We start from the raw sequence: 12,879 nt of genomic DNA, 5'->3' as shown, positions 1-12,879 counted from the left end.
TACCTGTGTTGTGTTTTATATTAATTTCTAAATCATAAAACATGAAAACACGATTACTTTTATCCGTTCTTTTGCTCTTATCATTCAACTTTGTTTTTTCCCAAACTTTCGTGCCAGATGATATTTTTGAGGCATTTCTCGAAGCTAATGGTATGGGAAATGGTGTTGCAAATGATAATTTTGTGACCACAAGCAACATTAATTCTGTGACTACCCTCGATGTGTCTGGTTTGGGTATTGAATCTATGGAAGGTATAGAAGATTTTGCTGCGTTAGAAATATTAGATTGTTCAAGTAACAACTTCCTACCTTCATTAAATGTCTTTAATAATACGGCACTTATTGAATTACGAGCTTTTAACTGCGATCTCAATAGTTTAACTTTGCCGAACAACAATTTATTGACATTTTTAAGCATTGGTAATAATCACCTAAGTGGTTTAGATGTGAGTGCATATCCAGATTTGGATTTCTTATCTTGTGCTAATAACTTTAATATTAATATAGGAACCTTAGATCTTTCCTCCAATCCTAATTTAACTACTTTATACTGCCAAAACGCAGGTGTATCAAGTTTAGATATATCTCAATGTACCAATCTTGATTTGTTGGTTTGCTATAACAATCCTTTATCGAGTTTAGATATTTCTGCTAATACAGCCTTGAGTGAGGTAAGATGCTATAGTAGTCTTAATAATACATTAACCATTTCAAACAGTACATATCCAAACATGACTTATTTTGATTGTAGTGATAACGGTTTAAATTCTTTGGATGTTACGGTTTTTCCTAATTTAACGGCTCTATACTGCGCTAATAATGATTTGAGTTCCATTAATGTTTCTACACTTACTGACCTTGTAGATTTCGGTCTTTGGAATAATAACTTAACAAGTTTAGACGTGTCTAATAATTTGGTTTTGGAATATGTAGAACCAGGTAACAACCCAAACCTTACAAGTCTAATGCTGCCAAATACAACAACACTGAGCCAGGTATGGGCTTATGGGGCTAGTTTGTCAACTTTGGATTATACTAACAATACAGGGCTTCAATTTTTGGATATAGGAATTAATAATTTTACAAGTGCCGATGTTAGTATGTTGCCAAATCTTTTACAATTTTATTGTAATCAAAACCAATTGACCTATTTAAATATAGCCAACGGAAACAATGCTGCATTAGATTGGATGTGGGCTCACGATAACCCGAGTCTTAACTGTATTCAGGTTGATGATGTAGCCTTGGCGGGTACGAAGTCATCTCCTAATTGGCAACGAGATCCTGGCGCAAACTTCAGTTTATCGTGCTCATTAAGTACAAATGATAATGCTATTTTGGCTTTTAACCTCTATCCAAATCCAACAGAAGGTAATGTGCATATTGAAACCGATTATGATATAGACTATCAATTAATTAGTCTTCAGGGGGGTTCTGTTTTAAGTGGTTCATTTACAAAAGGGTTGAATGAGTTTAGTACGTCGTCTATATCTAGTGGTCTATACTTATTGAAAGTTAAATCTGGAATAGAAACTATTACCAAAAAATTGATAATAAAATAGAAAGGTATTTTAAATTACTGGTTTGATTTTAAGGTGTGGGTTTAAGCAATTAACTTTGCGCTTATGGAACAGCTCACACTAACCACACCAGCATTATTATTTTCGGCAATATCACTGATTATGCTAGCTTATACCAATCGATTTTTGGCCTATGCTGCTGTAATCAGGAATTTGCACGAAAAATATAAGTCACAAAAAGACGATTCGCTGATTAAGCAAATAAAAAATTTAAAATTACGCTTAAATCTAACTCGTTGGATGCAAATTTTCGGAATCAGTAGCCTGTTGCTTTGCGTATTGACCATGTTTTTAATTTATATACAGCAAAACACAGTAGCTGTTTGGATTTTTGGTACCGCCTTAATACTTCTCATAATTTCCCTAGGGCTTTTAATAAAAGAGATTCAAATATCAGCCAAGGCCTTACAATTGCATATTAGCGATATTGAAAACCATATAAAAAATATCTAAAAGCCTTCTAACAGCTTTAATACCTCTGCCTTATAGCTTCTGCTTATCGTGAAACTTTTTGAATTTATAGAAACATATTCGTTTGTAAATGAATCTATATAATTGACAGAAACTATATACGATCTGTGAATACGAATAAATTGAGGTTTGGGTAATTTTGCTTCTATCGAGGAAATAGTTTCACGTGTCACTATAAGCCCATTTGTGGTGTTAATTTTTATATAATCACTATAACTTTCCACATAATAAATGGAATCGTGATCTATTTTCACCATCTTTCGATCTGACCTTACAAACAAAAACGTATCATTTTCACTAATATGATTTGTACTTAATTGAGCGGGATTGTAAACGTCGAAATAAGTGGTCACAGCTTTAAAAAGACGATCAAAAGAAATTGGTTTAAGTAGATAGTCCACAGCTCTAAGTTCAAACCCTTCAATGGCATAATCCCTGAAAGCCGTTGTGAAAATTATCTTGATGTCAGTATTGATGGATTTAGCAAATGAAATACCTGAAATTTCTGGCATGTGTATATCTAAAAAAATTAGATCTACCTTTTCTTTGTTGATAACAGCTAAAGCCTCAATAGCATTACTACATTCTGCAACAATTTCAATAGTATTTAATTTTTTTAAATGGGTTGAAATAACCTCCCTGGCTATCGCTTCATCATCAACAATAATACAGGAGATAGGTTTAGACATTGTTACGGGAATTATCGAGCTGCAGCATTAATTCAACGTAAAAACAATGTTCATTATTGGTGATGTTCAATGTGTGATTGTCTTTGTACAGTAAATTCAAACGCTTTTTAATATTCGCTAAACCTAAACCAGGTTCTTTTTCGCTATTGGGTTTAAAGGAGTTCTTTATTTTGAAATTCACGTATTTTGAACTACATGAAAACTCAACATCTATAGATAGCTTTCCGTTGGTTATGCTTCCATGTTTAAAACTGTTTTCTACAAAAGGTAAAAAAAGCATAGGTGCCACTTCAATTTTAGAATCTTTGCATTCATTTTTAAAACTTACTGCTAAGCTATTGCTAAAGCGCAATTCTTCCAATGCAATATAATCTTCAATGTGATTAATTTCATCAGTTAATGCCACTAAGGGTTTTTCGACTTGGTATAAAAGATAATCTAGTAAATTGGATAGCTTCAAGATCATTTCATGGGTTTGGCCCGATTTTTTTAGTGCATATCCATATATGGTATTCAATGTATTAAATAAAAAGTGCGGATGTATTTGCATCTTCAAATATTTCAGTTCCTGATCTTTTAATTTGAGTTGCGCTTCTAGGATTTTAGCTTCCAATTCAGCATTTTGTTTTGATTGATCTAAATTCAGTTTTAAAAGCTTAAAAGCGCTTACAATAATTACAACTAGGCAAACACAAGTAATAATAAAGACACCGCTTCTGGAAAGCGTTGTCATTTTTGCAAATTTAAAATCAGTAAGTACAGCGATGGCAAAAAAAGCGGATAAAATCACACCAAACACTAGCATTATAAGTGTATAAAGGCTATAAACACCAAACTGAAAATAGCGCTTTGTTACAAGATAATGTGGCAATAGTTTATAAATTGAGAAGTATGTGGCACCTATGGTTACTGGCATTAAGAATAATGAAAAGTAAAACACATTAATGTCTATAGTGTTGCCCACACCAAATATTGAAGAAAAAAACAACAATATACAGCACCAAAATAGAAGGTGTAGAAAAGCTCTAATTAAGATGTTGTATGCTGGAAAAACTGGCTTCAAAAGTTTTAGATTAAAATACAATGATAGTACATTTTTTAATTCAGATTAGGATTTGTAGACGAACTACGGAATTAGAGCCTGTTTTGACATTGTCGTTAAATCCGAGGCTAAAATGGTTATTGGTCGCATTGTTTTAAAATTGTTGGTTTGCAATATGTAGATTTGGACTATTAACCATTAAACGAACATTATGATTTCTACAATTATCACAACTAATCAATTTGCAGACCGAATGAATGAAGGCGGTACATTTATGTACTTCATCCTTATTGCTTTTTTATTGTCGTTATTTTTTATTGTCATGGCTTTTGTAAAAAGAAACGCAAATCAAGTTACAGCCAAAAAATATATTGGCCTAGCCGCAGAAGCTAGCATTCTTGCTCTAGTATTAGGGTGTTTGGCATCAATTGTTGGTATTATTGAATTATTTGATATGGTAGAAGCAATTGGTGAAACACGACCAGATTTATTTTCAGCTAGACTCAAAGTTTCACTACTTACAATTACCTTTGGATTATTCTCATTTACGTTGGCACGCTTGGGGATTTTAATTTATAAATGGACATTAAAATCAGAAATAGAAAGGTAATGCAGGTTACGATGAAAACATATAAACTAATCATTGTTTTTATAATTTCTTGTCTTTGGAATAAAACAAATGCACAATACAAGCAAAACGCCGAAAGCGAGATCATCATTGGTGTAGTAGATAGTTTGTATTCTGAAGCTCTAGACGAGTATCGTGATTATTGGGTTAAACTCCCAGAGAGTTATAATCCAAACCGCAAGGAAATTTATCCAGTAGTTTATTTATTGGATGGCTTTTCATTAAAACAAAATTTAGAAGTTGTTTATAATAATTATTGGGGCCATTATTTGCCACACATGATTTTAGTAGGTATTTCAAATCGAAAAAATAGAACGCGTGATTTAACAACTTCAAAGATTGAAACCCGCAGAGGTGCTAACTTCAATAATGAAACTGGCGGAGCAGAAAAGTTCATCGGTTTTATAGAAAAAGAACTTATTCCCTTAATTGATAAGACCTACAAAACGTCATCCTACAGAACATTAATTGGGCATTCTTATGGGGGGCTATTTACAGTTAATGTTTTTATAAATCGTCCACAGTTGTTCAATAATTATATTGCTATTGACCCAAGTCTCGACTGGGATAATAAAAAATTGTTGAAACAAGCTCAAGCAAAATTAGAAAATCAGAATTATTCGAGCAAAGGATTATTTGTGGCCTTAGCAGCTGAGCAATTGCATATGTGGAATAAGGATGTGACGATAGACAACCTAATGGAAGACACTTCGGAATTTACATTGTTTCCACGTTCGATTATCGAATTCTGTAACATTATGTCTTCGAAACATGATGAAATTGGACTTAATTTTAATTGGAAAGTTTACCCTGAAGATTTGCATGGAACGGTTCCATTGCCAGCAATGCAAGATGGATTAGTATCAGTATTTAATTGGTTCCAATTTAAAAATCCTCAGGATTATAATAATCCCGAGACTTCCGTTGAAGAATTAAAACAATTATTAAAAGAACAAGAAATTATATATCGTAAAAATTTCGGGTATAAGGTTCCGCCAATGGTAGAGGAATTGTATGTGGGTTATGGACAGATGTATGCTCAAACGGGACAAAGTGATAAGATGAAGTTATTTCTGAATGAGGCTATCCATCATTACCCAAATAGTTTAATGGCATATGATCTCTTGATAGAACATTATGAAAGTGTCGAGAATAAAGAACAAACGATTAAATATCTTACATTACTGCATAAAGTGAATGGAGACGAACAATTATTGAAACGTATTGAGCAGTTAAAAAACGAATAAAAGAAACTGATAAAAAAGGCCTAAAATAGTTTAGGTTATTTCCTCTTTTTATTCCGACGGTTATAATTCTTGTCACCTCGAGTTTTAGGTTTCTTATATTTTTTCGCTATTTCCCGTCGGTAAGAGCCTCCTAAATTTTCTTTTTTATTTTTGTCTTTTTTGTCATGATATGCAGGACCTGGAGCATCGTCATCATTTCGCTTTAATGGATTGTATCGTTCCTTGATGATTTCACGTTCTTCGGGAATTAATTCTTTAGATATCGTAACAGTTTCGGGCAGATCTAATGTTTCGATACTCATCTTCATGAGATTCTCAATCGCTAATTTTGCATCCTGCTCTTTTTCGGTTGAAAATAATAATGAGAGACCTTTTTGTTCCGCACGGCCTGTTCTGCCAATACGGTGCATATAGTTTTCAGGATATTCTGGCGTATCAAAATTAATAACATGCGAAATATGATCAATATCTAGACCTCTTGCCATAACATCAGTGGCAATCATTAATCGCTTCTCTCCATTTTCAAAATCTTCAATACTTCTCAGCCTATAGTTTTGTGTTTTGTTGGAATGAATAACACAGGCTTCATTAGGGAATAGCTCTTCCATAGCTTCAAAAAGACGATCAGCCATTTTTTTGTAAGCCACAAAAATCAAAACTTTATTAAAGACCTCTTTATTCTGAAGTAAATGCTCTAATACATTGACCTTAGTATAATAATTTGGTACGCCATAAGCGGTTTGGTCAATATTTTCTAGAGGTGTTCCCGAAACGGCTATTGATACTTTCTCTGGATTTCTAAAAAAATCAGTAATCAGCTCATCAACATCTTTTGTCATAGTTGCTGAAAACATAATATTCTGTCGTCGTTCTGGCAGTATATCAAAAATGTTCATCAACTGATGTCTAAAACCCAAGTCGAGCATAATATCCACCTCGTCAATGACCAATTTTTGAATGGATTTTAATTGCAATACACGGCTCACAGCCAAATCGTACAAACGCCCTGGCGTTGCGACGATAATATCTAATCCTTGAGCAACAGCTTGTTTTTGGGTGTTAATATTTGTGCCTCCATAAACGCCAAGCACTCGATTGTTAATGTATTTAGATAATTTTTCAACTTCATTTACAACCTGAACCACCAGCTCACGAGTTGGGACTAAGATCAAAACTCTTGGATTATCCTGTGTCGAATATTTTAAATTCCTAAGAATGGGAAGCAGATAGGCAAAAGTTTTTCCTGTTCCTGTTTGGGCAATACCTACAACATCACTTCCAGAGGCTACTTTCCCAAAGGATTCTGTTTGGATTGGAGTAGGAGTGGTAAGTCCTAAATCCTCTAAGGCATTATAAAGAGGCGTGTTTAGGTTGAGGTCGTGAAAGGTGAAGTTTTCCATAATAGTAGTTGCAAAGATAGACATTCCAAAGTCTTCATTTTACATCTTTCAAAATCATTTCAAATCACTATTTATTTTCAGTAATTTGCAACCAATCAAAACAGCATTGAGAACCACTTCCAAGCATAAGTTATCTAATCCTTCAGAATTTAAAACCAAACTCTTTCATTGGGCGCAAACCTATGATGACGTGGTATGGTTAGATTCTAATAATCACCAAGGAAAGTACAAGACTTACGATGCCATTTTAGCGGTTGATGCTATAACCTCGTTACGCTGTGATTGCCAATCGGCATTTGAGCGTTTGTCAGAATACCAGGCAACAACTAAGGATTGGATTTTTGGTTATTTATCCTATGATTTAAAGAATGATATCGAGGATTTAGGTTCAACTAATTTTGATGGGCTAGAATTTCCTGATCTTTATTTTTTTCAACCTAAAAAAATATTCCTGTTAAGGGAAAATATGCTGGAAATCCAATATCTAAAAATGGTTGATGATGAGGTTTCAAAAGATTTAAATGCTATAGGTGCTACAGAGGTTAGCGCATCAACAGAACCTTGTAACCCAATAAAAATAAAACTCCGTACATTCAAGGACGCTTATCTTGAGAAAGTGAATCACATGCTAGACCACATTCATCGTGGTGATATTTATGAAGCTAATTTTTGTCAGGAATTTTACGCTGAGGATTCCGAGATTCGGCCAGACATTATTTTTGAAAAATTAAATACCATTTCAAAGCCACCTTTTGCGGCTTATTTAAAAATGGAAGATAAATACCTGCTTTCAGGTTCTCCGGAGCGTTATATTAAAAAAGATGGACCTAAAATTATTTCACAACCAATAAAGGGAACAGCTCCTAGATCGGATGATAACGAATTAGACACACATTTAAAGACACAATTATCTCATGACCCAAAGGAACGTAGTGAGAATATTATGATTGTTGACTTGGTAAGGAATGACCTTTCCCAAACCGCAGAAAGAGGTTCGGTTAAAGTGGAGGAGTTGTGTAAAGTATATTCTTTTCTACAAGTACATCAAATGATTTCTACCATAACGTCGCATATTGTCGAACATATAGACCCAGTCGAAGTGATTAAAACGACATTCCCTATGGGAAGTATGACAGGGGCTCCTAAAATCTCAGCCATGAAAATTATCGAGGAACTAGAAGATGCTAAGCGTGGAGTTTATTCAGGATCTGTTGGTTATATTGACCCAGAGCATAATTTTGACTTTAATGTTGTTATTCGAAGTATTCTTTACAATGAAAGTAAAAAATATATTTCTTATTCCGTTGGTAGCGCTATTACGGCAAAAAGTGACCCCTTAAAAGAATATGAAGAATGTTTGGTGAAAGCTAAAGCCATGCGGGAGGTGCTTGAAAATTAAGTGGATAAGGAAAAAGAGATAAGAAATAAAGGATAGGGGAGAAAGTTAGAAGCAGAAAAGAGATGACTTTTAATTGTAAATTTGATAAATGAAAACATATAGAGATTTAATTGTTTGGCAAAAATCCTTGAAGTTTGTGGCTTTAGTTTATGAGTTAACTAAAAAATTCCCGGAGGAAGAAAGATTTGGGTTGACTTCACAGATTAAGAGAAGCTCAGTTTCGATACCTTCAAATATTGCAGAAGGGTGCGGACGTAATTATACAAAAGATTACTCTAGGTTTTTGCAAATAGCACGTGGGTCTTTGTATGAAATGAAAACACAAATATAAATTGCTTTTAACCTGAATTTTGTAAAAGAATCAGATATAGAAACAATAGTCAGTATTTCTATTGAAGTCGAAAAAATGTTGAACACTCTAATAAAGAAGTTGAAAAATTAGTTATATGACTTCTTATCACTTTTTCCTTTTAGTCTTATGCCTTTAAAGAGCTTTGAAAAACATATCAATCAAAATTTCCCTTTCTTAAAAGAAGGCAAATTAATCATTGCCATTTCTGGCGGAATTGACAGCGTCGTTTTGGCGCACTTATGCTCAGAGTTAAACTTAAAATTTTCTCTAGCCCATTGTAATTTTAATTTACGGGGAGATGAAAGTAATGAAGACGAAGCCTTTGTTTTAGAACTAGGGGAAGACTTAGATGTCGAAGTTTTTATTCAGAATTTTGATACAGAGGATTACGCTAAACAACATAAGGTGTCTATTCAGATGGCAGCACGTGAGTTGCGTTATGATTGGTTTCAAGACCTTGCTGAGAGCTTAAATTTCGATTATATCGTAACCGCACATCATGCGGATGATAATTTAGAAACCTTTCTGATTAATTTTACCAGAGGCACTGGTTTAAATGGATTAACAGGTATCCCTGAAGTAAAAGATAATATTGTAAGACCATTATTGCCGTTTTCTAGAGAGCAAATAGAAGGGTATGCAAAATCTGAAAGCATAAAATGGCGGGAAGATAGTAGCAATTCATCGCGAAAATATTTGAGGAATAAATTGCGTCACGATGTTGTTCCTATTTTAAAAGAGATCAATCCTCAACTTTTAGAAAGTTTTCAATCGACAATTAGCAATCTAAACGACACTGCGGATATTGTGGATGAGAGTCTTAGTGCTGTTACAAAAAGAGCTATTGTAGATATTAATGAATCTGGTATAACGTATAAAGTATCCGAATTAAAAAAAGTAAATAACCCAAAAGCGTATTTGTTTGAAATGTTCAAAGAATACGGCTTTGCGGAGTGGAACGATATCGTTGACTTATTGGATGCTGAGACAGGAAAGTATGTAGTATCAAACACCCACAAACTCTTAAAACATCGTGAGTATTTAATACTCTCTGATATATGTCATTCAGAGCGACTTGTTCGACGAAGCTTTAGCGAAGGCGGAAGCGATGAATCTTTCACAATAACAGGATTTGATAAGAGTGTTAAAACTCCAATTGGTACACTTACTTTTCAAGCTGTTGATGCGGTAACAAGCCCTTCAAAAAACACAACATTTGTAGATAAAGACACGCTCAATTTTCCTTTAGAATTGAGGCTATGGAAGAAGGGTGATTACTTCTATCCAATAGGCATGAAAGGAAAGAAGAAATTGAGTAAATACCTAAAGGATGAAAAATTGATGCCTTCAGAAAAGGAAAATACATGGCTTTTATTGTCTGGTGATGCTGTTGTGTGGGTCATTGGCCATAGAGCCGATGATAGATTTAAAATAACAGAAAAGACCAAGAATATTTTAAAACTGCATATTGAAAGTTAGAGGACACATCGTAGATATTTTAAACGAGCGTATTTTTAAAGGTGAAATTACTTTTACTGATGGGGTGATTCAGTCTGTTGTCGAAAAGGATTGTGAGGAAACCCATTTTATAATGCCTGGATTTATTGATGCGCATATCCATATTGAAAGTTCAATGTTGGTACCTTCCGAGTTTGCAAAAGTAGCCGTAAAACATGGCACAGTTGTTACAGTTTCCGACCCTCATGAAATTGCCAATGTCCTCGGCATAGAAGGTGTTGAGTATATGATAGACAATGGAAATCAAGTCCCGTTTAAATTCAACTTTGGCGCTCCTTCTTGTGTTCCAGCAACGACGTTTGAATCGGCTGGTGCTGAAATAAATTCAGATGGGATTAAATCCTTGTTAGAAAAACCGGAGATTAAATATTTGGCAGAAATGATGAATTACCCAGGAGTCATTTATGATGATTCTGAAGTATTACAAAAAATCAAATGGGCAAAATATTTTGGAAAACCTATTGATGGTCATGCTCCAGGATTGCGAGGCGACCATTTATCAAAATATATTAGTGCAGGAATAACAACCGATCACGAATGTTTTACTTACGACGAAGGTTTAGAGAAATTGCAAAAAGGCATGAAGGTTATTATCCGTGAGGGTAGTGCAGCCAAAAACTTTAATGCACTTATTGACTTGCTCCCAGAGTTTTATGAAAACATGATGTTTTGTAGTGATGATAAGCATCCCGATGATTTATTGTTGGGGCATATCAATCAGCTTTGCGAAAGAGCCGTTGCTAAAGGAATAGATGTATTTAAAGTACTTAAAGCGGCTTGTATTAATCCTATTGCTCACTATAATTTGGATGTAGGGCAGTTAAGAGTTGGTGATTCTGCAGATTTTATTGTTGTTGAAGACTTAAAACATTTTAAGACAGAGCAAACCTATATTGACGGTCAATTGGTTTTTGAAAAGGGTCTGTCAAAAATTGAATCAGTTGCAATAGATATTCCTAACAACTTCAATGCAGGTAAAAAGCAATTAAAAGATTTTAAATTAAAATCTAATACTAGCACCATTAAAGTTATTGAATGCTTGGATGGTGAATTGGTCACCAATCAGGTTATTGCTGATGCAACCGTTGAGGATGGACATTTAATTTCCAATACTGAAACAGATATTTTAAAAATTTGTGTTGTTAATCGATATAGTGATGCTCCGGCTTCCGTAGCATTCATTAAGAATTTTGGTTTAAAAAAAGGTGCTATCGCATCTTCTGTCGCCCATGATTCGCATAACATAATTGCTGTGGGTGTCTCTGATGACATGATTTGTAAAGCTGTTAACCTTTTAATTGAACATAAGGGTGGTATTTGTGCCGTGACTCAGTCTGAAGAAAATAATGTGCCATTACCTGTAGCGGGAATAATGAGTGATCAGAGTGCAGAAATTATTGGGAAAGCGTATAGTGAACTCGATTCAATGACAAAACAGATGGGATGTACCTTGTCTGCACCTTATATGAGCTTGTCCTTTATGGCGTTGTTGGTAATTCCTTCCTTAAAATTAAGTGACAAAGGGCTGTTTGATGGTTCAATCTTCAAATTCACTCCAATAGAAGCGTAATGCCAATAATAGAGTCAACATACAAGCCGCCTTTCTGGGCTAAAAATGGATATGTTGCAACAGTCTATTCGGGCTTACTCCGAAGCGTTAAAGGTTTAGAACAAAAACGAGAACGAATTTTTCTTAATGATGGGGATTATCTCGATTTAGATTGGAGCTATTCAAAAGAGAAAAGCAATCGTGTTATTGTTTTGCTACACGGGTTAGAAGGCAATGGACAACGGCCATATATTACTGGTACTGCAAAGCATTTTAATGATAATGATATTGACGCTGTGGCTGTTAATTTTAGGGGTTGTAGTGGAGAGGATAATTTAAAATATAGAACGTACCATTCCGGTGCCACAGAAGATTTAGATGAGATTATAAGTCATATTGTGGAGAACTATTCATACTCGGATATTTATATAAAAGGCATCAGTCTAGGGGCAAACATGGCTTTAAAATATATCGGAGAAGATCGAATAGTGCCACAAGAATTAAAGGCTGTAATTGCGGTATCTGTACCTTGTGACTTAAAGGGCTCTTGTAATGAATTGCTTAAACTTAAAAACAGACCTTATGCCATTAATTTTTTGGGGTATTTAAAACGAAAACTTAAGCTAAAGGCTATCCAATATCCAGAGAAACTAAGTCAAACAGATTTTGACACTATTAAAACATTAAAAGATTTTGATGATGTCTATACCTCTAAAGCACATGGCTTCCAAAATGCTGACGACTATTACGAAAAAGCAAGTTGCGGACCCTTTTTAAAACATATTCAAACCCCGACATTAATAATTAATGCTCTTAATGACTCATTTTTATCAGCGTCTTGCTTTCCTGTAAAATCGGCGAAAGAAAATCCCAATATCCAATTAGAAATGCCCAAATATGGTGGGCATGTCGGTTTTATAGATAAAAATAATGTGTACTACAATGAACGTAGGGCATTGAATTTTGTAAATGGACTTTAATTCGTAGTTTTAATCAAATTCTAA

General features: G+C 34.3%; 12 protein-coding genes. 9 read left to right on the top strand and 3 right to left on the bottom strand.

Annotated features, from left to right (window positions below; genetic code table 11):
* The first annotated feature begins 41 nt into the window (after positions 1–41).
* Positions 42–1,562 (top strand): T9SS type A sorting domain-containing protein, encoded by a 1,521-nt coding sequence (locus tag ACFEMA_RS05055; RefSeq protein WP_411766950.1) that lies wholly within the window; start codon positions 42–44, stop codon positions 1,560–1,562.
* Between the two features lie 63 nt (positions 1,563–1,625).
* Entirely contained in the window at positions 1,626–2,033 is a 408-nt protein-coding gene (locus ACFEMA_RS05050) for a DUF2721 domain-containing protein (protein ID WP_411766949.1), read from the top strand.
* On the opposite strand, the gene ACFEMA_RS05045 is transcribed toward ACFEMA_RS05050, so the two are convergent.
* On the bottom strand, positions 2,030–2,740 hold the full coding sequence (locus ACFEMA_RS05045) for a LytR/AlgR family response regulator transcription factor (RefSeq protein WP_411766948.1): 711 nt from the start codon (positions 2,738–2,740) through the stop codon (positions 2,030–2,032). The genes ACFEMA_RS05050 and ACFEMA_RS05045 overlap by 4 nt on opposite strands.
* Entirely contained in the window at positions 2,733–3,803 is a 1,071-nt protein-coding gene (locus tag ACFEMA_RS05040; protein WP_411766947.1) for a sensor histidine kinase, read from the bottom strand. The genes ACFEMA_RS05045 and ACFEMA_RS05040 overlap by 8 nt, the downstream gene beginning before the upstream one ends.
* 190 nt (positions 3,804–3,993) lie before the next feature.
* Between ACFEMA_RS05040 and ACFEMA_RS05035 the strand changes: the two genes are divergently transcribed.
* Together ACFEMA_RS05035 and ACFEMA_RS05030 are read left to right on the top strand one after the other, a co-directional pair.
* Complete coding sequence (locus tag ACFEMA_RS05035) at positions 3,994–4,392, top strand: hypothetical protein (RefSeq protein WP_411766946.1); 399 nt, start codon at positions 3,994–3,996, stop codon at positions 4,390–4,392.
* 11 nt (positions 4,393–4,403) lie between these two features.
* A complete protein-coding gene (locus ACFEMA_RS05030) occupies positions 4,404–5,657 on the top strand; it encodes an alpha/beta hydrolase-fold protein (protein ID WP_411766945.1) in 1,254 nt (417 codons plus the stop codon).
* Positions 5,658–5,692: 35 nt separating this feature from the next.
* On the opposite strand, the gene ACFEMA_RS05025 is transcribed toward ACFEMA_RS05030, so the two are convergent.
* Positions 5,693–7,057, bottom strand: coding sequence for a DEAD/DEAH box helicase (locus tag ACFEMA_RS05025; protein ID WP_411766944.1), 1,365 nt, complete (start codon positions 7,055–7,057; stop codon positions 5,693–5,695).
* 106 nt (positions 7,058–7,163) lie between these two features.
* Between ACFEMA_RS05025 and ACFEMA_RS05020 the strand changes: the two genes are divergently transcribed.
* The 5 genes from ACFEMA_RS05020 to ACFEMA_RS05000 all read left to right on the top strand — a co-directional run bounded on the left by ACFEMA_RS05020 (position 7,164) and on the right by ACFEMA_RS05000 (position 12,855).
* Entirely contained in the window at positions 7,164–8,456 is a 1,293-nt protein-coding gene (locus ACFEMA_RS05020; RefSeq protein WP_411766943.1) for an anthranilate synthase component I family protein, read from the top strand.
* 88 nt (positions 8,457–8,544) lie between these two features.
* Positions 8,545–8,787: a four helix bundle protein gene (locus ACFEMA_RS05015; RefSeq protein ID WP_411766942.1), complete on the top strand. Its 243-nt coding sequence runs from the start codon at positions 8,545–8,547 to the stop codon at positions 8,785–8,787.
* Between the two features lie 147 nt (positions 8,788–8,934).
* The gene (gene tilS, locus ACFEMA_RS05010; RefSeq protein ID WP_411766941.1) at positions 8,935–10,287 is read left to right on the top strand and encodes a tRNA lysidine(34) synthetase TilS; all 1,353 of its coding nucleotides are present in this window, start codon (positions 8,935–8,937) and stop codon (positions 10,285–10,287) included.
* Positions 10,277–11,896 (top strand): adenine deaminase, encoded by a 1,620-nt coding sequence (gene ade / locus ACFEMA_RS05005; RefSeq protein ID WP_411766940.1) that lies wholly within the window; start codon positions 10,277–10,279, stop codon positions 11,894–11,896. The genes tilS and ade overlap by 11 nt, the downstream gene beginning before the upstream one ends.
* A complete protein-coding gene (locus ACFEMA_RS05000; protein ID WP_411766939.1) occupies positions 11,896–12,855 on the top strand; it encodes a YheT family hydrolase in 960 nt (319 codons plus the stop codon). Before ade ends, ACFEMA_RS05000 begins: the two co-directional genes overlap by 1 nt.
* Positions 12,856–12,879: the final 24 nt, after the last annotated feature.

Origin of the sequence: Winogradskyella sp. A3E31 (assembly GCF_046720935.1) — a bacterium.
Lineage (GTDB): Bacteria > Bacteroidota > Bacteroidia > Flavobacteriales > Flavobacteriaceae > Winogradskyella.
This window is presented reverse-complemented; position numbering and strand designations above follow the sequence as displayed.